Origin of the sequence: Paracoccus xiamenensis (assembly GCF_011308835.1) — a bacterium.
Taxonomy (GTDB): Bacteria; Pseudomonadota; Alphaproteobacteria; order Rhodobacterales; family Rhodobacteraceae; genus Paracoccus; species Paracoccus xiamenensis.
The window spans coordinates 297,107-317,327 of record NZ_JAAOHY010000002.1 but is presented as its reverse complement, the minus strand read 5'-3'; the positions used below and the strand labels follow the sequence as shown (position 1 = coordinate 317,327).

Genomic DNA, 20,221 nt, shown 5'->3' with positions numbered 1-20,221 from the left:
GGGAAAGTGATTTGAGGGAGGGAATTGCCATGACGGATGATGATCTGCCGCACGACCCGCGTCAGCAAGGAGAATACGAGGAATATGACGACGGAACGGGCGGCCGTTCCGCGCGCATGATCTGGGGCCTGCGCGCCGCCGGCCTGATCGCGGCGGGGCTGGTCTGGCTGCTGCTTGGCGGATCAGAGGGCCTGTCACCCGATGCCCGCAATGTCGCAGCCATCGGTACGCTGATGGCGATCTGGTGGATGTCCGAGGCGATCCCGCTTTCGGCCACCTCGCTTCTGCCCATCGTGCTTATCCCGATGCTGACCGAACGCACCGTCAGCGAATCGACGGCGCCCTATGCGAACCCCATCGTCTTCCTGTTCCTCGGCGGCTTCCTGATCGCCATCGCGATGGAGAAATGGAACCTGCACCGCCGCATCGCGCTGTTGACGCTGCGGCAGGTGGGCGTACAGCCGAAACGCATCATCCTTGGCATGATGCTGGCGACGGGTTTTCTGTCGATGTGGGTGTCGAACACCGCCACCACGCTGATGATGCTGCCCATCGGGCTGTCGATCCTGACGCTGGTGGTCGAACGCAGCCGGCATACCAGCCAGGGCGCCGAAGTGGGCGAAAAGCTGGCGTCCGGTGGCACCATCAGCGATGTCATCGACGACCCGAACATCAAGGCATTCGGCATCTGCCTTGTGCTGTCCATCGCGTGGTCGGCAACCATCGGCGGGCTTGGCACGCTGCTTGGCAGCCCGCCCAATGCCATCGTCGCGGGCTATGTCCAGGATGAACTCGGCCGCGAGATCGGCTTTCTGCAATGGATGCTGATCGGTCTGCCGCTGGCGATTGTCTTCATCCTGATCGCCTGGTTCCTGATGACCAACCTGCTGTTCCGCTTCAACCTGTCCGAGGTTCCGGGCGGCCGCGCCATGATCGACGACGAGATCTCGCATCTCGGGCCGGTCAGCCAGGGCGAGCGCATGGTGATGATCGTCTTCGGCTCGGCCGCGTTCCTGTGGGTGGTGCCGGGGCTGATCAGCAGCCTGACCGGCCTCAGCCTCGGGCCGCTGGACATGCTGGACGATACCGCCGTGGCCATCGCCGCCGGCATCGCCATGTTCATCTTGCCCGCCAGGGGCCGGACGGAAATGGTGCTGAACTGGAAGGATGCCGAGGACGGGCTGCCCTGGGGTGTGCTGCTGCTGTTCGGCGGCGGGCTGTCGTTGGCCGGCGCAGTTGCCTCGACCGGGCTTGACCAGTGGTTCGGCCAGCAGGTGCAGGGTCTGGGCGCGCTGACCCCGATCATGCTGGTCGCCGCCGTCACAACGCTGATCCTGTTCCTGACCGAGGTGACATCGAACACCGCCACCGCCGCGACCTTCATCCCGATCCTTGGCGGGGTGGCTGCGGGGATCGGCGTCGATCCGATGGCGCTGCTGATCCCGGCGGCCTTCGCGGCAACCTGTGCCTTCATGCTGCCGGTCGGCACCCCGCCCAATGCCATCGTCTTCGGCACCGGAACGGTGACCATCGGCCAGATGGCGCGGGGCGGGTTCGTGCTGAACCTCGTCGGGATCGTGCTGATCACCATGTTCATCTATCTGCTGGGCGGCTTCGCGCTTGGCATCACCTTCGGATGAGATGACGCGGCAGGTTTGACGACTCGGGGCGCGGCGGCTATGGCCAGCAGATGCTGACCGTCGCCGCGCTTTATCATTTCACCCCCTTCCCCGACCCCGAGGCCCTGAAGGCCCCGCTGGCAAAGCTCGCCTGTTCGCAGGGGGTCAAGGGCACGCTGCTGCTGGCCCGCGAAGGCATCAACGGCACCATCGCCGGCACCCGCGAAGGGATCGACGCGGTGCTGGCCCATATCCGCAGCCTGCCCGGCTGCGCCGATCTGGTCTGGAAGGAAAGCACCGCCGCTGAAATGCCCTTTGGCCGCATGAAGGTCCGCGTAAAACCTGAAATCGTCACCATGGGCCAGCCCGACGTGGACCCATTGGCCAGCGTTGGCCATTATGTCGAACCCAAGGATTGGAACGACCTGATCGCCGCTGAAGACGTGGCCGTCATCGACACGCGCAACGATTACGAAATCGAGATCGGCACCTTTGACGGCGCGGTCGATCCCGGCACCAAATCCTTCCGCGATTTCCCCGCATGGTGGCAGGACAACAAGCACCGCTTCCACAACAAGCGCATCGCCATGTTCTGCACCGGCGGCATCCGCTGCGAGAAATCGACGAACTACCTGATCTCGCAAGGGGTCGAGGATGTGTACCACCTGCAAGGCGGCATCCTGAAGTATCTGGAAGACGTGCCGGAAGCAGACAGCAAATGGCAGGGCGAATGCTTCGTCTTCGATCAGCGCGTCAGCCTTGGCCACGGCCTGCGGCATGGCAGCTATGACCTGTGCCACGCCTGCCGCAGGCCGCTGGCCGCCGCCGACAAGGCCCGCCCCGAATATGAAGAAGGCGTCAGTTGCCACCGCTGCGCCAGCGAATACAGTGATGCCGACCGCGCGCGCTTTCGTGAACGCCAGCATCAGGTTGATCTGGCCCGGCAGCGCGGAACCGACCATATCGGCGCGATCCTGGGGGGCGACAAAACGGACTGATGCTGGCGATCTTCCTGAAAACACTTCCGTTTTTCATGCTGATCGGGCTCGGATGGGCCGCCGCCCGCACTCGTTTCTTCCCGCCAGAGGCCGCTGCCTGGCTGACCCGCTTCGTCTTCTATTTCGCGCTGTCGGCAATGCTGTTCCGCTTTGCCGCCACGCTGGAGATCGGCCAGATCTGGGATCCCGCCTTTGCCGCCGCCTATCTGGCCGGTTCGCTGCTGGTCTGGGGGATCGGCATGGCGGTGGCCCGCGCCCGCCGCCTCAGCTGGTCCGAAGCCGCGATGGAGGCGCATTGCTGCGTCATCGGCAATACCGGCTTTCTGGGCGTGCCCATGCTGGTCGCCCTGATGGGCGAGGCCGCCGCCGGCCCCGTCCTGCTGGTGCTGATCGTCGATCTGGTGGTGTTTTCAACCCTCATCACGCTGATCATCACCGCCGCGCGTCAGGGCCGGATGAACCTTGCGATGATCTGGTCGCTGCTGCGCGGGCTGATCGCCAACCCGATGATCGTCTCGCTTCTGGCCGGGCTGATCTGGTCCGGCACGGGCCTGCCGCTGCCCGGCCCGGTGCTGGAATTCCTGACCATCCTGTCCGCCGCCGCCACCCCCGGCGCGCTGTTCGCCATCGGCGCCAGCCTTGTCGGACGCCGCGCTGATCGCCCGGCAACGGCGATCTGGCTGACTACGGCCAAGCTGGTCCTGCACCCTGCGGCCGTCGGCATCGCCGCGATCCTGCTGGCGGTCAACCCTTTCGCGGCAGGCGTGATGATCGCCGCCGCCGCCCTGCCCGTGGCAGGCAATGTCTATATGCTGGCGCAATATTTCGGCATCGCGGTGCAACGCGTTTCGTCCGCAATCCTGATTTCCACCGCCGCCAGCGTCCTGACCATTCCCATCGTCATGCACCTGATCGAGAAAGGCTGACCCATGCCCCGCATCGCTGACCTGAAACTGGAAAACATCCTGCTGGACGTCGACGACCTCGGCATTGCAACGGTCACCCTGAACCGCCCGACCAAGCGCAACGCGCTGAACGTGGCCACCATCGACGAACTGATCGAGATCTTCCGCACCCTGCCCCGCGACGGCGTGCGCGCCTCCATTCTGCGCGGTGCGGGCGATCACTTCAGCGCCGGGCTGGATCTTGTCGAACATCACGCCGCCGACCGCTCACCCGCCGATTTCATGCATGTCTGCCTGCACTGGCACGAGGCCTTCAACAAGATGGAATATGGCGGCGTGCCGATCATCGCGGCGCTGCAGGGCGCGGTTGTCGGCGGCGGGCTGGAACTGGCCTCGGCCGCGCATATCCGGGTGATCGACGATACAACCTATTTCGGCCTGCCCGAGGGGCAGCGCGGATTGTTCACCGGCGGCGGCGCCACGATCCGCGTGGCCGATCTGATCGGCAAGTCGCGGATGATCGACATGATGCTGACCGGGCGGCTGTATCGCGGCGAGGAAGCCGTGACCGTGGGCCTTGCCAATTACATGGCGCAGGACAGCCTTGCGAAAGCCTATGAAATCGCCCGGCGCTGCGCGGAAAACCTGCCGCTGACCAATTTCGCCATCTGCTCGGCCATCAGCCATATGCAGAACATGTCGGCGCTGGATGCAGCCTATGCGGAATCGGTTGTGGCGGGGGTGGTCAACACCCAGCCCGCCGCGCGCGAGAGACTGGCGGCTTTCCGCGACGGCAGCGGCCCCCGCATCAAACCGACGCAGGGTTGATCCTATACAGGGGCGTTCCGGCTTTCTAAGCTGACGCCGGATTCACAAGGGGGAACCACCATGTCCGACAATGATATCGTCATCCTGTCCGGCGCGCGCACCGCGATCGGCACATTCGGCGGCAGTCTGGCCGCCATTCCGCCGATCCAGCTGGCCGCGACCGTGACCAAGGCCGCGATGGAACGCGCAGGCGTTGCGCCCGACCAGATCGGCACCGTGGTCTTCGGCCATGTCATCAACACGGAACCCCGCGACGCCTATCTGTCCCGCGTGGCCATGCTGGATGCAGGCGTGCCCTTCACGACGCCCGCGATGAATGTCAACCGGCTGTGCGGCTCTGGCGCGCAGGCCATCGTCTCGGCCGTCCAGTCGCTGGCGCTTGGCGATGCCGATTTCGCCGTCGCGGGCGGTGCCGAATCGATGTCGCGCGCGCCCTATGCGGTGCCCGCCGCGCGTTTCGGCGCCAAGATGGGCGATGTTCAGATGCTGGACATGATGGTCGGCGCGCTGACCTGCCCGATGGGCACCGGCCATATGGGCGTCACCGCCGAAAACGTGTCCGCCGAGCATGACATCAGCCGCGAGGCGCAGGACGCATTCGCGCTGGAATCCCAGACGCGCGCCGCCAAGGCCATCGCCGAGGGCCGTTTCAAGGACCAGATCGTCCCGGTCGAGGTCAAGACCCGCAAGGGCATGGTCGCCTTCGACACCGACGAACACCCCAAGGAAACCTCGCTGGAAAAACTCGCCGGGCTGAGACCCGCCTTCAAGAAGGACGGCAGCGTCACCGCCGGCAACGCATCCGGCATCAATGACGGCGCCGCCGCCATCGTGCTGGCCCGCGCAGACGCCGCCAAGGCCGCCGGCCTGACCCCGCGCTTCAAGGTTCTGGGCTATGCCGTCGCGGGCGTCCGTCCCGAGGTCATGGGCATCGGCCCCGTCCCCGCCGTCCAGAAACTGCTGGAAAAAACCGGGCTGAGCGTCGGCGATTTCGACGTAATCGAATCGAACGAGGCCTTCGCCGCACAGGCCCTCGCCGTGAACAAGGAACTCGGCCTGGACCCGGCCAAGGTGAACCCGAACGGTGGCGCCATCGCGCTCGGCCACCCGGTCGGCGCCACCGGCGCGCTGATCACCGTCAAGGCGATGTATGAACTGGACCGGATCGGCGGCAAGCGCGGGCTGATCACCATGTGCATCGGCGGCGGTCAGGGAATTGCATTGGCGATCGAGCGGATCTGATCCTCGACAGAGAAGCTTAAAAACATCCAGACAGGCAGCCCCCTGCCCGTCTGGAAATCGGTATATGGACAGGAATGTCGGCATTGAGCCCTGACTACCTATTTGCCGCAACACGTAGAATGGCCGGTCTTTGGATCCGCTTTCAAAAATCAGGATTTGCGCACGGCGCTTGATTGTTATTATGTAGCGAGTGTGAAGATTAGGAGGATGGTTTGGGCGATCGCCTTTTCGTTGGAATTCTCGGCAACCGGAACTCGGGCAAATCGACTACGTGGAATACGTTGTTCAACTCGACGGTGCGCACAGGTAAAAACACTCGAACTCTAACCCTCTATGGCGCGGAATGCGTTGAGGTATTTTTGGTCAGCGGATCGCCCGAGGAGCGTCAACTTTATGCGGGGAACATTCTCGAAAATCAGGACTGTCACATCATCTTGTGCTCAATCCAATACACCGAGACAGTGCGTAAGACACTCGATTACGTCGTGGAAAATGAATTCGACATTTTCGTACAATGGTTAAATCCAGGTCATTCTGATGCGGGCGAGAACTACGACCGTTTAGGTCTGTTCCCTTGGCTCGTCGGGCATGAAGCGACCGTCGCCATACGTGATGGCAGAGGGCAGCCGCAACAGCGAAGCGAGGAGCTTCGTCAGTTCATCCATGGTTGGGCGAAAGCGCGCAACCTGACATTCCCATGCCCCTAATCATGCTTCTGGCATTGACCAGCCCTGATCACTGAAGCGGACCTTGGCGCAGCCGCAGCGAATTCACATTTTGTCCGCATAGCCTCCATTCCACCGCCCGCATTGACCTTCGCCCCCCGTCATGCCAACGCTATCCGCGCATTTTACGGGGCCTCTCATGTCAGATTTCACCACCTCCGTAGCCAGTGCCGAAACCGCGCTTCGCGATCTGTTTCCGGCCACGCCATTACAGTTGAACGACCATCTCTCGGCCCGCTACGGCGCCGAAATCTGGCTGAAACGAGAGGATCTGACCCCGGTGCGCAGCTATAAGCTGCGCGGCGCCTTCAACGCTATGCGCAAGGCCATCGACGCCGGCAGCAACCGGCATTTCGTTTGCGCAAGTGCGGGCAATCACGCGCAGGGCGTGGCCTTTGCATGCCGCCATTTCGGCGCGCGCGGCACGATCTTCATGCCGGTCACCACGCCCCAGCAGAAGATCGCCAAGACCCGCATCTTTGGCGGAGACAGTATCGAAATCGTGCTGACGGGCGATTATTTTGACCAGACCCTGGCGGCGGCGCAGACCTTTTCCAAGGATCAGAACGCGACCTTCCTGTCGCCCTTCGATGCCGCCGACGTCATCGAAGGCCAGGCCACCGTTGCGCGCGAAATTCTTGAACAGTTGCCCGCGCCCCCCGATCTGGTCGTCCTGCCCGTGGGCGGCGGCGGTCTGTCGGCAGGCGTCACCCAATACCTTGCCGCGGCGTCGCCCCAGACCCGATTCGTCTTCGCCGAACCTCAGGGCGGTGCCAGCCTGAAAGGCGCGTTAGAGGCCGGCCAGCAGGTCACCCTGCCCGGCGTCGACAGCTTCGTCGATGGGGCGGCCGTGGCGCGGATCGGCGATTTGCCCTTTGCGCATCTGCGCCACTTCGCGCCCGAACAGGTCCTGACCGCACCCGAAGACCGGCTGAGCATTACCATCCTGGAAATGCTCAATGTCGAGGGAATCGTGCTAGAGCCCGCCGGCGCGTTGGCCGTCGATGTGCTGCGCGACCTTGCCGACGCCGGCGAGCTGGCCGGCAAGCGCGTGGTCTGCATCTGTTCGGGCGGCAATTTCGACTTTGAACGCCTGCCCGAAGTCAAGGAACGCGCCCAGCGTTTCGCCGGTCTCAAGAAATACTTCATCCTGCGGCTGCCCCAACGCCCCGGCGCGCTGCGCGACTTTCTGATGCTGCTTGGCCCCAATGACGACATCGCCCGGTTTGAATACCTGAAGAAATCGGCGCGAAACTTCGGCTCTGTCCTGATCGGGATCGAGACGGCGGACCCGGCCAACCTGACCGCACTGATGGTCCGGCTGGACGAAAGCGGCTTTACCTATCAGGACATCACCCATGATGAACTGCTGGCGCAGTTCCTGATCTGACAGTGCACACGACTGGCCGCTGCGACGCAGAAGCCAGGAACAACAGGACAAAGCGCGCGTGGCGGCCTAGGCCACCCCGCTTTGTCGCCGACTGATCCCGGCAACGAAATCGCGCTTGGTCGCGGCATAACAATCCAGAAGCCCGGCCATATCAAAATTCTCGCGATGGCCATTGCGGCACTCGGCCTCGCCTTGCTGGCACAATTGCCCGAAGACGGTGAACCCAAGATTGGCCGCACTGCCCTTCAGGAAATGCAGGTCATTTTCCAGCTGGTCTGCATCGCCATGACCGATGCGCATGACGATCCCTTCGACCTCGTCCAGGAACAGTTCGACCACCGTGGCAAAATCTTCCTCGCCAAGCTCCTCACGCAAGTCATGCACGCGCTTCCAGTCAATCATCATCGCCCCCGAATCGTCCGGTCAACCATAACATAGCGCGGCCGCCCTAATGCTCCCTTAACGGGGTCGCAGCACTTGTGAGGTGCGGCAAAACCGCATAATCCAAGGCGAAATCAGAAAGGACTCGCCCATGACCGCGCCGAAGAAAGTCGTGCTCGCCTATTCCGGTGGCCTCGATACCTCGATCATCCTGAAATGGCTGCAGACCGAATATGGCTGCGAGGTCATCACCTTCACCGCCGATCTGGGGCAGGGCGAAGAACTGGAACCGGCGCGCGCCAAGGCCGAACTGCTGGGCATCAAGCCCGAAAATATCCATATCGTCGACGTGCGCGAGGAATTCGTGCGCGATTACGTCTTCCCGATGTTCCGCGCCAATGCGGTTTACGAAGGGCTGTATCTGCTGGGCACCTCCATCGCGCGCCCGCTGATTTCCAAGCATCTGGTCGAGATCGCGCATCAGCACGGCGCTGATGCCGTGGCCCATGGCGCGACCGGCAAGGGCAACGATCAGGTCCGGTTCGAGCTGTCGGCCTATGCGCTGGATCCGTCGATCAAGGTGATCGCGCCCTGGCGGGAATGGGATCTGTCCAGCCGCACCAAGCTGCTGGAATTTGCCGAGGCGAACCAGATCCCCATCGCCAAGGACAAGCGCGGCGAGGCGCCGTTCAGCGTCGACGCCAACCTGCTGCACACCAGCAGCGAAGGCAAAGCGCTGGAAAACCCGGCCGAGGAAGCGCCCGAATACGTCTATCAGCGCACCGTTTCGCCCGAAGAAGCGCCCGACACCCCCGAATATATCGAGATCACCTTCGAAAAAGGCGATGCGGTCGCGATCAACGGCGAGGCGCTTTCGCCCGCGACCATCCTGACGCAGCTGAACGAATATGGCCGCAAGCACGGTGTCGGGCGTCTGGATTTCGTCGAAAACCGCTTTGTCGGCATGAAGTCGCGCGGCATCTACGAAACCCCCGGCGGCACCATCCTGCTGGAGGCCCATCGCGGGATCGAACAGATCACGCTGGACGCGGGCGCAGGCCATCTGAAAGACAGCCTGATGCCCCGCTATGCAGAGCTGATCTATAACGGTTTCTGGTTCAGTCCCGAACGCGAGATGCTGCAGGCGGCCATCGACAAGTCGCAGGAACATGTCACCGGCACAGTGCGGCTGAAACTGTACAAGGGCAGCGTAAACACCGTTGGCCGCTGGTCGGATCATTCGCTGTACAGCGAAAAGCATGTGACGTTCGAAGACGACGCGGGCGCTTATGACCAGAAGGACGCGGCGGGCTTTATCCGGCTGAACGCGCTGCGGCTGAAGCTGCTGGCTGCGCGGAACGCCAAGTTCTGACACGCCAACAGCCCGCGCCGCGCGGCAATCGAAAAGGGGGCGGTGTTTCCGTCCCCTTTTTGCGTTGGCCAAAGCCGCCGCTTTTAAACCTCTTCGAGCAGGCAGCGGCTATTCTTGACGTGGCGCTTTGCCAAAGCGCGGGCCATCCGGCCAGAGCTCAAATGCCGCGCGGCAGGTCGCGGCGGGTTGTCACGCAGCTCCGGGAAGATCGCATAGATCTCGCGCCGCGCGGCCGGACCCATCGCTTTCATCGCCTCTTCCCCGGTGTAAAGCGTTTCAGCCTCGGCGCCGTTGGCAGTGACGACGTGATGATCGTCGCAGAGGATGTGAACATAGGTCACCTCGGCCATGTCGGCCGCAATCTCGATCCCGTCGACCTCCAGCAGTTGCTTGGCGGCCACCAGAACCTCATGGGCGCCAAACATCCGCTTCGCGATCTTCGAACGAACAAGCATGCGGTGCTGCGGCGACACGATGAGGTCGCGCTCTGGCACATTTTCAGCAAGCGCGTTGGCATGGATGCGGATCGGGCGAAGGTTCGGGCGGTCATTCAGTTCCGATGCGCCTAGCTGCCGCTTGCCGACCCAGCGTATCGGTTGGGCGCCTGCATCGCGCGTCATGACCTCATCCCCGACCGCCAGATCACCTGCGGCACGGCTGCTACCGTCGGCCATCTGAATCAGGGCATCATCGCCGAAGCATACGACATCAGTGTTTTCGGTCGAAAGCTCTGTCCTGCCTGCGAACTCGATATTGATATGCACGTCATCGGCAAAGCCGTTGGTGGTGCTGATATCGTTCAGGATGCCGTCGTCGCCGATATCGGCAGTCATCCACTCCACCGGGTCGGCATAGGGTGCAAGGCCCTTTGCGACACGCGCAGCGTTCAGGATCCGCAGCGAGGGATAATTGTAATGCTCGCCCAGCAAAAGCACGTCGTTATTGGAATGGTCGCCGTCCGTCAGATCCTGGCCGATGGCCTGATTGAAGTGATGGATGGTGTCCCCATGCCCCGCCCTGATCGTGTCAAAGCCAGCCCCGCCCTCAAGCCAGTCAGCGCCTTCGCCACCATCAATATAGTCATTGCCAGTCTGGCCCAGAATTGTGTCTTCGCCCGCACCGCCGAGCAACGAGTCATCGCCATGATAGCCTGTGATTTCGTCGTTCCCGGCACCACCGAGCGCCGTATCATTGCCGCGCTCCAGCCTTATGGTGTCGTTACCATCACCCCCGTCGACATAATCATCACCGGGATAGGCCGAAATATAGTCGTCCCCGCCATGACCCAGGACGGTGTCGTCCGTGCTTCCACCGATGATAAGCCTGTTGTTCTTATCGTCGCCTTCAAAAACTGGCATCTCGGCCTCCAAATTAGCGTCGTTCTATCGATTGCGCGCAACTTAAAGGAGTTTTGTGACGTTACGTCAACATTGGTTAACGTATTTAAACCGAAAAGGACGATTCAAATGCTGCCATATCCAAATCTTATTATACCAATTTGATTTTATATGATTTATTATACAACCAGATGCCTGCCGATTTCTCCTTATGCGCGTAAAATCCACAACTTAAAGCTGTATTAACCTAACCCTCAGGAACTCAGGCCAGGCACGACCACGCAGTCCCAAAACATCGGCCATTCCAGCCCGTTGCGCTTTATGACGGGTCCAGCCAAACTAAGCCGCATGACCAACGCCGCACGCCCCGCCCGCATCGCCATCCTCACCGTCTCGGACCGTGCCGCCAGCGGTGCCTATGAAGATAAGGGCGGCCCCGGCGCCGAGGCATGGCTGCGCGACACCATTACCTCGCCGATGCAGATTGACCGCGTGATCGTCCCCGATGGTCGCGAGGTCGTCGCAGACGCGTTGCGCGACCTGTGTGACAGGCAGGACGCGGACCTGATCCTTGTCACCGGCGGCACCGGTCCCGCACCACGCGACCTGACGCCCGAGGCCGTCGCCGACATCGCCCAGCGCGAATATCCGGGCTTTGGCGAGGAAATGCGCCGCGCCTCACTGGCCGAGGTGCCGACCGCAATCCTGTCGCGCCAGACCGCCGTCAGCCGCGGCAAGACGCTGATCATCACCATTCCCGGCAAGCCATCGGCCATCGCCACCTGCCTGAATGCGGTTTTCGCTGCCGTCCCCTATTGCCTCGACCTGCTGGGGGCCGCGTATATCGAGACCGACCCCACGAAAATCAAAGCATTTCGCCCAAAGGCCAAGTAATGCGCGACCTGCCGGTTACGGCCCATCCGCGCGCTGACAGCCCCTGCCGATATCTCGCCAGCACAGCCGAAGATGCCGCGCGACACGACCGCCTGAATTCGCCGGCGCCGTACAATGCGGAAGCGGCTGACCAATCTGCGGCACCCGCTTGCGCCACTCGCATCAGCCGCGCCATCCAAAACATGCCATGACAGAGGGCTTCCGCGACTGCTGGTTCTTCTTCGCCTGCAAGCGGCACCCGAACACGCTGTTTCATTTCCAGGACCGCTTTGGCCTGACCGTGCCACCTGCGCATTTCGAGGTGATGGACAGCGCATGTGAAAAGATCCTGTTCTCGACCTCTGATCTGGCAGAGCTGACGCCCTGGCTGGACGCCAACCCCGAATCTTACTTCAATCTGTATCTTCAGGACTCGCAGTCGCAGAGCTTCATGTTCTGCCATCGTCCCGGGAACCATCATGTACTCGGGATTCCTTACGAATTGCTGAACGAGGACGAATTGCTTTTCGTGCTGAAGCGCTTTGGCGCGATTTACGGCTGGGGCTGGCATGACGACACCCCGCCCGACACCATCGACGAAATGCGCCTGTCCGCAAATGCCCCGCATTCGATCCTGCGCCGGTATCGCAAGGGCCGGCTTGTCCCCGCGAATTGAAAAGCCCCGGCCGATTTGGCCGGGGCTTGCTGTCATTCTGCCGCTTCGACGTAATCTTCCAGCGGCGGGCAGGTGCAGATCAGGTTGCGGTCGCCATGCACGTTGTCGACGCGCCCGACCGGCGGCCAGTATTTGTCGACGCGGAAGGCGCCCGGCGGGAAGCAGCCCTGTTCGCGGCTGTAGGCACGATCCCATTCCGCGACCAGATCCTCGACCGTGTGCGGGGCGTGGCGCAGGGGGCTCGCCTCGGCCGCGATTTCGCCATCGGCCACCGCCTGAATCTCGGCCCGGATGGCCAGCATGGCGGTGATGAAGCGGTCGATTTCGGCCTTGGTTTCCGATTCCGTAGGCTCCACCATCAGCGTGCCAGAGACCGGCCAGCTCATCGTCGGCGCATGGAAACCGTTGTCGATCAGGCGCTTGGCGATGTCGTCCACGGTCACGCCATGTTCGGCGAAGGGACGGGTGTCGATGATGCATTCATGCGCCACGCGGCCACGATTGCCCATGAACAGGATCGGGTAACCGGCGCTTAACCGGCTGGCGATATAGTTGGCGTTCAGAATCGCCACCCGGGTCGCCTGGGTCAGCCCAGACCCGCCCATCATCAGGATATAGGCCCATGAAATCAGCAGGATAGAAGCCGACCCAAAGGGTGCTGCACTAACAGCCCCTTCCCCGGTCCGCGGATCCCCCGGCAGATGCGGCGCCAGATGCGCCTTGACGCCGATCGGCCCCATGCCCGGCCCGCCGCCGCCATGCGGGATCGCAAAGGTCTTGTGCAGGTTCAGGTGGCTGACATCGCCGCCGATCTCGCCCGGCTTCACCAGCCCGACCAGCGCGTTCATGTTGGCGCCGTCGATATAGACCTGACCGCCATGGTCATGGGTGATCTTGCAGACCTCGCGCACGGTGTCCTCGAACACGCCATGGGTCGAGGGGTAAGTGATCATCACCGCCGCCAGCTTGTCACCCGCAGCCTTGGCCTTGTCGGCAAAATCCTCAAGGTCAATGTCGCCATTCGGCGCGGATTTCACCACCACGACCTTCATCCCGCACATCTGTGCCGATGCCGGGTTGGTGCCATGGGCCGAAACCGGGATCAGACAGACATCGCGCTGATCGTCGCCATTCGCACGATGATAGGCCTGAATGGTCAACAGCCCCGCATATTCCCCCTGCGCGCCGCTGTTCGGCTGCATGGAAAACGCGTCATAGCCGGTGATCGTGCACAGCTTCTGCGTCAGATCCTCCAGCATCTCGGCATAGCCTGCTGCCTGATCGGCTGGCGCAAAGGGATGCAGCGCCCCGAATTCCGGCCACGTGATCGGCATCATCTCGGCCGCGGCATTCAGCTTCATCGTGCAGGACCCCAGCGGGATCATCGCGCGATCCAGCGCCAGATCGCGATCCGAAAGACGCCGCATATAGCGCATCATCTCGGATTCCGCCCGGTTCATGTGGAAGACCGGATGGGTCAGATAGTCGCTTTCCCGCAGCAAATCGGCGGGGATCGCCGGGGCATCGGCGGGCTCTGCCGCATCATGGATGCCGAACGCATCCAGCAGCCGCGCGATCACGCCCGCATCTGTGGTTTCATCGACGCTGATCCCGACCCGATCACGCCCGATCTTGCGCAGGTTGATCCCGCGCTGTTCGGCAGCGGCCAGAATGCCGGCCTGCCCCACGCCGACACGCACGGTGATGGTGTCAAAGAAAGCGCCCGGATCAACCTCCGCGCCCGCTGCCCGCAACGCATCCGCAATCGTCACCGCATTCAGATGCACCCGCTGCGCAATCGCCCGCAGCCCGACCGGCCCATGGAACACGGCATAGAAGGACGCCATCACCGCCAGCAATGCCTGCGCCGTGCAAACGTTCGAGGTCGCCTTCTCACGCCTGATATGCTGTTCGCGCGTCTGCAGCGCCAGCCGGTAGGCCTTGTTCCCGTTGGCGTCGATGGACACCCCGACAATCCGCCCCGGCATCGCCCGCTTGAACGCGTCCCGGCAGGACATGAAGGCCGCATGCGGACCGCCATAGCCCATCGGCACCCCGAACCGCTGGGAAGATCCGACGCAGATATCCGCCCCCATCGCGCCCGGTTCCTTCAGCAGGCACAGCGCCAGCAGGTCAGTCGCGACCACGGCCACCGCGCCCACCGCATGCAGCGCATCGCATTCAGCCGTCAGGTCGCGGATATGCCCGAACGTGCCCGGATACTGGAAGATCGCGCCGAACACCTGCGACGGATCCAGATCCTCGGGCGCGCCTTTGACGACCTCGATCCCCAGCGGCAGCGCGCGGGTTTCGATCACCGAAATCGTCTGCGGATGCAGGTTCTCGGACACGAAGAAAGCCTTCGCCTTCGACTTCGCCACCCGCTGCGCCATGGCCATGGCTTCTGCCGCCGCCGTCGCCTCGTCCAGCAAGGACGCATTCGCCACCGGCAACCCGGTCAGATCCGAAACCATGGTCTGATAGTTCAGCAGCGCCTCCAACCGGCCCTGCGCGATCTCGGGCTGATAGGGGGTATAGGCGGTATACCATGCCGGGTTTTCCAGAATATTCCGCTGGATCGCCGGCGGCGTCACCGTGCCGTAATAGCCCTGCCCGATCAGGCTGGTCATCACCTTGTTCTTCGCCGCCACGCCGCGCATGCGTTCCAGCAGTGCGGCCTCGGACAAGGGCGCCCAATCCAGCGCCGCGGCCTGCCGGATCGACCCCGGCACCGTCTGCTCGATCAACTGATCCAGGCTTGCGACCCCAACGGCCTTCAGCATCTCCTCCATCTCGGCCGGAGAGGGGCCAATATGGCGGCGGTTCGCGAAATCGTCGGGGTTATAGTCGGTGGGGGTCCAGCGGCTCATCACGTTCATCCTCGGCCAGAGGTCCTTGCCTTCATTCTGGCCCAAATATCCTCGGGGGCTCCGGGGGCAGACAGCCCCCGGCCTGATTATCCGATCAGCGCCTGATAGGCGGCTTCGTCCATGAAACCGTCGATGCTTTCGCCATCGGCCGGCTTGATGCGGAAGAACCAGGCGCTCATCGCGTCGTCATTCACCGCGCCGGGGCTGTCGGGCAGATCCTCGTTCACGGCGGTGATGGTGCCAGCGATCGGGGCCACGATGTCGGACGCCGCCTTCACCGATTCGATCACCACGATTTCCTCGCCCTTGGCGACTTCGCGGCCGACCTCGGGCAGTTCGACAAAAACGACATCGCCCAGCTGCTCGCTGGCATGGGCGGTGATGCCGACGATGATTTCGTCGCCGTCAGCCTTCAGCCATTCATGGTCTTCGGTATATTTCAGCATGGGTCGCGCTCCTCAGCGTTTATAGTCAGGTTTGATGAAGGGCATGTCCGCCACGGCGACGGGAATGCGTTTGCCGCGCAGTTCGGCCCAGACGGTGTCGCCAGCAGCCAGCCCCGCAGGCAGGATCGCCATCGCGACCGGACCGCCGACCGAAGGACCGAACCCGCCCGAACACACCTGCCCGATCAGTGTACCATCGTTTTCGGCATCCCAGATCGCAACACCTTCGCGGATGGGGGCGCGGCCTTCGGGACGCAGGCCGACGCGCACGCGCTCAGCCCCGGCCGCCAGTTCCGGCAGAATCGTATCCGCGCCGGGGAATCCACCGGCACGTTCACCTTCGGCGCGGCGCAGCTTCGGGATCGACCAGCCAAGCGCAGCCTGCGCGGGGGTCACATCGACCGACATGTCATGGCCGTACAGCGGCATCCCTGCCTCCAGCCGCAGCGAATCGCGGGCGCCAAGGCCGATCGGCGCCACCGCCTCATCCGCCAGCAGCAATTCCGCAAAGGCCCGCGCGCGCTCCGCCGGGACCGAGATCTCATAACCATCCTCGCCGGTATAGCCCGAACGCGAGACCCACAGCTCGGCCCCGTCCCAGGGCAGGATCGCCACATCCATGAATTTCATCGCCGCCGCCTCGGGCAGGATGCGCGACAACACGTCCTGCGCGGCCGGGCCTTGCAGGGCCAGCAGGGCGCGGTCGGTGATCGGTTCAACCGTGACACCGTCCAGCGTTTGCAGATGGGCAATGTCCTGATCGGCACAGGCGGCGTTCACGACCAGGAACAGGTGGTCGCCGCGATTGGCGATCATCAGGTCGTCCAGCACACCACCATTCGGGGCGGTGAACAGGCCGTAACGCTGCCGCATCTCGGGCAGGCCCAGAATATTCGCCGGCACCAGCGTTTCCAGCGCCAGCGCCGCGTCGGCGGCCGTGCCGGACGGCGCACGCAGCAGAACCTGCCCCATATGGCTGACATCGAACAGCCCGGCTTTCGCGCGCGTGTGCAGGTGTTCGCCCATCACGCCCATCGGGTACTGCACCGGCATTTCCCAGCCGGCAAAGGGCACCATCTTGCCGCCAAGCGCGACATGCAGATCGTAAAGCGGGGTCCGTTTCAGGTCAGACATGGGGCATCCTCCTTGCGCCAAGGCGCGGTTTGGCTGCCCCCTCTGTCCATGCCCGGCTACGGGCGCCTGAGATCGTCATCCTTCGGCGGGCCAAATGGCCTCTCTTCAGAGTTTCTGCGGAACCGGTCCCTTGTGCCTGAGAGTTTACCGGGGCGGTTGCTCCTTCGGCCCTGGCGGTTGCCAGCGTCTCCCGAATTCCGCCGCCACGCCTAGCGGCGCATGGTTTTTCTGGCAAGGGGAAATTGCATGTCGCGGCCCGCGAAAGCCTTGCGGGACGAGGATGCCGCCTGTCTAATCAGCAGCATGGAGCAAGACGCAACTTCTGAACAGATCATCAACGCCGCCGACGGGTTCTGGCAGCAGGTGGAACTTTTCCTGCGCACCATGCTGCTGCCCTCGCGACTGAATCAGGTGGGCGCCATCCTGCTGCTGCTGCTGGTGGCGCATCTGCTGGCGCGTGCGTTGTCGCCCAGGCTGCGGGTCTGGCTGCGCCATCGCGAAGGATGGCCCAAGTGGCGGCTGCGGCTGGGGCTGATGATCGACCGGCGGCTGCGGCTGATCATGTTCACCGCCATGGCCTGGGGCGCGGTGCTGATCATGCGCCAGATCACCTGGCCCTCGCGCAGCCAGGTCATCGCCGAGGCCGCCGCCATCGCCACGGCGGTGCTGGCCATCGCCTTCCTGTCGCGGCTGATCGCCAATGCGCTGGCGCGGCGGATCGCCAAATGGGCGGCCTGGATCTGGGCGGTGCTGTATCTGCTGGACATGTCGGACAATGCCGCGCGCCTGCTGGACAGCATCGCGCTAAGCGTCGGCGGGGTCCGGCTGTCGATGCTGACGGTCATTCAGGCGCTGGCGGTGATTACGGCGCTGATCGCGGGGGCGCGGCTGATCACCGCGGCGGTGACGCGCAAGCTGGCCGAAAGCGCCGATCTGTCGCCGACGATGCGGGTGCTGGTGGCGAAGCTGCTGCAAATCACCCTGTTCACGCTGGCCATCATGATCGGGCTGCGCGCCATCGGGCTGGACCTGACGGGGCTTGCCGTCTTTTCCGGCGCGGTCGGCGTCGGCATCGGCTTTGGCCTGCAAAAGGTGGTCTCGAACCTGGTGTCGGGCGTCATCATCCTGCTGGATAAATCGGTCAAGCCCGGCGATGTCATCAGCCTGGGCGATACCTTCGGCTGGATCGACGCATTGGGCGCGCGCTATGTCAGCGTCGTCACCCGCGACGGCAAGGAATATCTGATCCCGAACGAGGATCTGGTTACCAATCAGGTGGTGAACTGGTCCCATACCAATGATTTCGTGCGGCTCGACGTGCATTTCGGCACCTCTTACCGGGACGATCCGCATATGGTTTCGAAGGTGGCGATCAATGCCGCGATGTCCGTCAAGCGGGTGCTGGCGCAGCGTACTCCGGTCTGCTGGATCACCGGATTCGGCGACAGTTCGGTCGATTACGTGCTGCGATTCTGGATCTCGGACGCGCAGGGCGGGCTGACCAATGTGCGCGGCCAAGTCTATCTGGCGCTGTGGGATGCCTTCAAGGAAGCCGGGGTTTCCGTCCCCTATCCGCAGCGCGAGGTGCGGATTCTGGCCGATGCCGACAGTGCCGACGTACCGAAATTCATCGCCGGCGATTGAGAATGCACTTCCCCGATGCTACATTGGGGGTATCCCGGCGCCGGGGCGATCAGGCGCGATGACCGGAGGATGAACCCCTGTCCCAAGACGTCCAATCGGCTGACCAGCCGAATGTGACCGCCGCGCCGCGCGATCTGAGCAGCGACGAGATCCTGCAGCGTATCCTGACCTCTCTGGATGATGACAAGGCCGAAGATGTCGTGACGATCGACCTTCGCGGCCGTTCGGCCATGGCCGATCACATGGTCATCGCCTCGGGCCGCAATGCCCGGCAGGTCGCCACCATCGCCGAAAAACTGGCGCAGCGCCTGAAAGACGCCACCGGCCGGACTGCCCGGATCGAGGGCAAGGACACCGGCGACTGGGTGCTGATCGACACGGACGATGTCGTCGTCCATGTCTTCCGCCCGGAAGTGCGCGAGTTCTATCAGCTGGAAAAGATGTGGATGCCCACGGACCAGCTGAAGGCGCTGCGTAACGAAGCCGCGCATTGAGAACCGCCTCATTTGCAGTTGCCGCGAGCCTGTGGCTCGTGGCCTGTGCGCCTGAGGATCAGCCGCACTTCGAATGCCCGATTCCGCGTCCGCCGACTGCGGAAACCGGCCCAGGCGTGCCCATTCCGCTGTTGCCGAAGGACCCGGCGGATTACGCGACCTTCTTTCAATTGCTGGAACGGCATGGAACGCTCGACCAGCTGAGGATCGGGATCCTGAACGCCGAGGGTGTGGGCCGCCCTGAAACGGTGGCGGCACAGGAACGGGCAAAGGCCGTCTATTTCTGGCGAAAGAACGCCGCCTGCCCCGAGGTTCCCGTCACCCCCCTGCCTCAATGAAAATCACCCTTCTCACCGTCGGCCGACTGCGGAAATCGCCCGAGCTGGCGCTTGTCGACGACTACCTTGACCGCTTCGCCAAGACCGGCCGCAGCCTTGGCCTGCCGCCCGTTCAGCTGGTCGAAGTTGAGGACAAGCGCGGCACCGGCATGGCGGGGGAAACGCCGCTGATCGACCGCGCCATCCCCGCGGGCGCCTTTGTGGTGATGATGGATGAACGCGGCGAGCAGCCGACCTCGCCCGAATTCGCCTCCCGCATCGGCGATCTGCGCGATCAGGGCCGCGATATCTGCTTTGTCATCGGCGGCGCGGACGGGCTGGACCCGTCCCTGCGCAGCCGCGCCGACTGGCAGATCAGCCTTGGCCGCATGGTCTGGCCGCATATGCTGGTGCGGGTGATGCTGGCCGAACAGCTGTATCGCGCCGCTTCAATCCTGTCAGGCGCGCCCTATCACCGGGCCTAGCCGGGCTGCTGACCCGCGTCCATCTCGGTGCAATCGTCAAACAGCACGGCCTCGGTCTCGCCAAAGGTGCTGACGGTGGCCATCTGCCCCTTGGTCCACAGCTCCAACCCGCCATCCTCGGACAGATAGCGCGCGCCGGACCCGGATTGCGCGATCTTCATCGGGACCAGATATTCGCCATTCTGCATCACCGCAAAGCTGTCCTCGCCCGTATTGATGAAAGCCACCTGAAAACTGGCGTCATTGGCGCAGGCATAGCTCACCACCTGCATATCGCCCTGCGCAAAGGCGGCGGCGGGCAGGCCGCAAAGAAGGGCAGGGATCAGGAAACGCATCAATAGCTCCTCATGTCTGCGCGCCGATCTTCTAGCGCCCCGCGCCGGCAACCGACAGTCATAATGGCGTGAACGCCATGGCCGCCGCCATCATGCGCGCAAAGAAAAACGGGGACCAGTCGGTCCCCGCCCATCCCCTTGCGATGCTGG

The 20,221-nt window shown here is 63.3% G+C and carries 20 protein-coding genes and 1 riboswitch; of the genes, 14 read left to right on the top strand and 6 right to left on the bottom strand.

The window, feature by feature from the left end:
- Positions 1 to 29: 29 nt before the first annotated feature.
- The 7 genes from G7044_RS08310 (at position 30) to ilvA (ending at position 7,707) form a co-directional block, all read left to right on the top strand.
- Positions 30 to 1,640 carry an SLC13 family permease gene (locus tag G7044_RS08310; RefSeq protein ID WP_207630227.1) on the top strand — a complete coding sequence of 537 codons (1,611 nt, stop codon included), beginning with the start codon at positions 30 to 32 and terminating at the stop codon, positions 1,638 to 1,640.
- Positions 1,641 to 1,690: 50 nt separating this feature from the next.
- On the top strand, positions 1,691 to 2,617 hold the full coding sequence (gene trhO / locus G7044_RS08305; RefSeq protein ID WP_166327925.1) for an oxygen-dependent tRNA uridine(34) hydroxylase TrhO: 927 nt from the start codon (positions 1,691 to 1,693) through the stop codon (positions 2,615 to 2,617).
- Positions 2,617 to 3,543 carry an AEC family transporter gene (locus G7044_RS08300; RefSeq protein WP_166327924.1) on the top strand — a complete coding sequence of 309 codons (927 nt, stop codon included), beginning with the start codon at positions 2,617 to 2,619 and terminating at the stop codon, positions 3,541 to 3,543. The genes trhO and G7044_RS08300 overlap by 1 nt, the downstream gene beginning before the upstream one ends.
- A 3-nt stretch (positions 3,544 to 3,546) precedes the next feature.
- Entirely contained in the window at positions 3,547 to 4,350 is an 804-nt protein-coding gene (locus G7044_RS08295) for a crotonase/enoyl-CoA hydratase family protein (RefSeq protein ID WP_166327923.1), read from the top strand.
- Between the two features lie 60 nt (positions 4,351 to 4,410).
- Positions 4,411 to 5,592 carry an acetyl-CoA C-acyltransferase family protein gene (locus tag G7044_RS08290; protein WP_166327922.1) on the top strand — a complete coding sequence of 394 codons (1,182 nt, stop codon included), beginning with the start codon at positions 4,411 to 4,413 and terminating at the stop codon, positions 5,590 to 5,592.
- 212 nt (positions 5,593 to 5,804) lie between these two features.
- Positions 5,805 to 6,299, top strand: a complete 495-nt coding sequence (locus G7044_RS08285) for a P-loop NTPase family protein (RefSeq protein ID WP_166327921.1) — start codon at positions 5,805 to 5,807, stop codon at positions 6,297 to 6,299.
- 157 nt (positions 6,300 to 6,456) lie between these two features.
- Positions 6,457 to 7,707 (top strand): threonine ammonia-lyase IlvA, encoded by a 1,251-nt coding sequence (gene ilvA, locus G7044_RS08280; RefSeq protein WP_166327920.1) that lies wholly within the window; start codon positions 6,457 to 6,459, stop codon positions 7,705 to 7,707.
- 66 nt (positions 7,708 to 7,773) lie between these two features.
- Here ilvA and G7044_RS08275 read toward each other — a convergent pair whose 3' ends face one another.
- Positions 7,774 to 8,109: an Hpt domain-containing protein gene (locus tag G7044_RS08275; protein ID WP_166327919.1), complete on the bottom strand. Its 336-nt coding sequence runs from the start codon at positions 8,107 to 8,109 to the stop codon at positions 7,774 to 7,776.
- 130 nt (positions 8,110 to 8,239) lie between these two features.
- On the opposite strand from G7044_RS08275, the gene G7044_RS08270 reads away from it, so the two are divergent.
- On the top strand, positions 8,240 to 9,460 hold the full coding sequence (locus G7044_RS08270; protein WP_166327918.1) for an argininosuccinate synthase: 1,221 nt from the start codon (positions 8,240 to 8,242) through the stop codon (positions 9,458 to 9,460).
- 83 nt (positions 9,461 to 9,543) lie between these two features.
- On the opposite strand, the gene G7044_RS08265 is transcribed toward G7044_RS08270, so the two are convergent.
- Positions 9,544 to 10,818 carry a Hint domain-containing protein gene (locus G7044_RS08265; RefSeq protein ID WP_166327917.1) on the bottom strand — a complete coding sequence of 425 codons (1,275 nt, stop codon included), beginning with the start codon at positions 10,816 to 10,818 and terminating at the stop codon, positions 9,544 to 9,546.
- A gap of 327 nt (positions 10,819 to 11,145) precedes the next feature.
- On the opposite strand from G7044_RS08265, the gene mog reads away from it, so the two are divergent.
- On the top strand, positions 11,146 to 11,691 hold the full coding sequence (gene mog / locus G7044_RS08260; protein ID WP_166327916.1) for a molybdopterin adenylyltransferase: 546 nt from the start codon (positions 11,146 to 11,148) through the stop codon (positions 11,689 to 11,691).
- A gap of 187 nt (positions 11,692 to 11,878) precedes the next feature.
- A complete protein-coding gene (locus G7044_RS08255) occupies positions 11,879 to 12,346 on the top strand; it encodes a hypothetical protein (RefSeq protein ID WP_166327915.1) in 468 nt (155 codons plus the stop codon).
- A 32-nt stretch (positions 12,347 to 12,378) separates the two neighbouring features.
- Here the strand turns inward: G7044_RS08255 and gcvP are convergent, their stop codons facing one another.
- The 3 genes from gcvP to gcvT all read right to left on the bottom strand — a co-directional run bounded on the left by gcvP (position 12,379) and on the right by gcvT (position 16,796).
- Positions 12,379 to 15,216: an aminomethyl-transferring glycine dehydrogenase gene (gene gcvP / locus G7044_RS08250; protein WP_166327914.1), complete on the bottom strand. Its 2,838-nt coding sequence runs from the start codon at positions 15,214 to 15,216 to the stop codon at positions 12,379 to 12,381.
- A gap of 86 nt (positions 15,217 to 15,302) precedes the next feature.
- Positions 15,303 to 15,662: a glycine cleavage system protein GcvH gene (gcvH, locus tag G7044_RS08245; protein ID WP_166327913.1), complete on the bottom strand. Its 360-nt coding sequence runs from the start codon at positions 15,660 to 15,662 to the stop codon at positions 15,303 to 15,305.
- 12 nt (positions 15,663 to 15,674) lie between these two features.
- The gene (gene gcvT, locus G7044_RS08240; RefSeq protein WP_166327912.1) at positions 15,675 to 16,796 is read right to left on the bottom strand and encodes a glycine cleavage system aminomethyltransferase GcvT; all 1,122 of its coding nucleotides are present in this window, start codon (positions 16,794 to 16,796) and stop codon (positions 15,675 to 15,677) included.
- A gap of 113 nt (positions 16,797 to 16,909) precedes the next feature.
- A riboswitch (glycine riboswitch) is annotated at positions 16,910 to 16,999 on the bottom strand.
- A gap of 43 nt (positions 17,000 to 17,042) precedes the next feature.
- Here gcvT and G7044_RS08235 point away from each other — a divergent pair.
- The 4 genes from G7044_RS08235 (at position 17,043) to rlmH (ending at position 19,736) form a co-directional block, all read left to right on the top strand.
- A complete protein-coding gene (locus tag G7044_RS08235) occupies positions 17,043 to 18,440 on the top strand; it encodes a mechanosensitive ion channel family protein (protein WP_235931212.1) in 1,398 nt (465 codons plus the stop codon).
- Between the two features lie 113 nt (positions 18,441 to 18,553).
- Positions 18,554 to 18,934 (top strand): ribosome silencing factor, encoded by a 381-nt coding sequence (rsfS, locus tag G7044_RS08230; RefSeq protein WP_166327911.1) that lies wholly within the window; start codon positions 18,554 to 18,556, stop codon positions 18,932 to 18,934.
- Between the two features lie 116 nt (positions 18,935 to 19,050).
- On the top strand, positions 19,051 to 19,272 hold the full coding sequence (locus G7044_RS08225) for a hypothetical protein (protein WP_166327910.1): 222 nt from the start codon (positions 19,051 to 19,053) through the stop codon (positions 19,270 to 19,272).
- Positions 19,269 to 19,736, top strand: a complete 468-nt coding sequence (rlmH, locus tag G7044_RS08220; RefSeq protein ID WP_166327909.1) for a 23S rRNA (pseudouridine(1915)-N(3))-methyltransferase RlmH — start codon at positions 19,269 to 19,271, stop codon at positions 19,734 to 19,736. Before G7044_RS08225 ends, rlmH begins: the two co-directional genes overlap by 4 nt.
- Here the strand turns inward: rlmH and G7044_RS08215 are convergent.
- Complete coding sequence (locus G7044_RS08215; protein ID WP_166327908.1) at positions 19,733 to 20,071, bottom strand: MliC family protein; 339 nt, start codon at positions 20,069 to 20,071, stop codon at positions 19,733 to 19,735. The two genes, rlmH and G7044_RS08215, sit on opposite strands and share 4 nt — an antisense overlap.
- Between the last annotated feature and the right edge of the window lie 150 nt (positions 20,072 to 20,221).

Bases quoted from the DNA above. Each gene is read 5' to 3' on its own strand.
- gcvH (WP_166327913.1), bottom strand. From the start codon at position 15,662: ATGCTGAAATATACCGAAGACCATGAATGGCTGAAGGCTGACGGCGAC.
- G7044_RS08255 (WP_166327915.1), top strand. From the start codon at position 11,879: ATGACAGAGGGCTTCCGCGACTGCTGGTTCTTCTTCGCCTGCAAGCGG.
- G7044_RS08215 (WP_166327908.1), bottom strand. From the start codon at position 20,071: ATGCGTTTCCTGATCCCTGCCCTTCTTTGCGGCCTGCCCGCCGCCGCC.
- trhO (WP_166327925.1), top strand. From the start codon at position 1,691: ATGCTGACCGTCGCCGCGCTTTATCATTTCACCCCCTTCCCCGACCCC.
- G7044_RS08300 (WP_166327924.1), top strand. From the start codon at position 2,617: ATGCTGGCGATCTTCCTGAAAACACTTCCGTTTTTCATGCTGATCGGG.
- G7044_RS08290 (WP_166327922.1), top strand. From the start codon at position 4,411: ATGTCCGACAATGATATCGTCATCCTGTCCGGCGCGCGCACCGCGATC.
- G7044_RS08275 (WP_166327919.1), bottom strand. From the start codon at position 8,109: ATGATTGACTGGAAGCGCGTGCATGACTTGCGTGAGGAGCTTGGCGAG.
- G7044_RS08235 (WP_235931212.1), top strand. From the start codon at position 17,043: ATGTCGCGGCCCGCGAAAGCCTTGCGGGACGAGGATGCCGCCTGTCTA.
- rlmH (WP_166327909.1), top strand. From the start codon at position 19,269: ATGAAAATCACCCTTCTCACCGTCGGCCGACTGCGGAAATCGCCCGAG.
- gcvT (WP_166327912.1), bottom strand. From the start codon at position 16,796: ATGTCTGACCTGAAACGGACCCCGCTTTACGATCTGCATGTCGCGCTT.
- G7044_RS08265 (WP_166327917.1), bottom strand. From the start codon at position 10,818: ATGCCAGTTTTTGAAGGCGACGATAAGAACAACAGGCTTATCATCGGT.
- gcvP (WP_166327914.1), bottom strand. From the start codon at position 15,216: ATGAGCCGCTGGACCCCCACCGACTATAACCCCGACGATTTCGCGAAC.
- G7044_RS08295 (WP_166327923.1), top strand. From the start codon at position 3,547: ATGCCCCGCATCGCTGACCTGAAACTGGAAAACATCCTGCTGGACGTC.
- G7044_RS08270 (WP_166327918.1), top strand. From the start codon at position 8,240: ATGACCGCGCCGAAGAAAGTCGTGCTCGCCTATTCCGGTGGCCTCGAT.
- G7044_RS08310 (WP_207630227.1), top strand. From the start codon at position 30: ATGACGGATGATGATCTGCCGCACGACCCGCGTCAGCAAGGAGAATAC.
- ilvA (WP_166327920.1), top strand. From the start codon at position 6,457: ATGTCAGATTTCACCACCTCCGTAGCCAGTGCCGAAACCGCGCTTCGC.
- mog (WP_166327916.1), top strand. From the start codon at position 11,146: ATGACCAACGCCGCACGCCCCGCCCGCATCGCCATCCTCACCGTCTCG.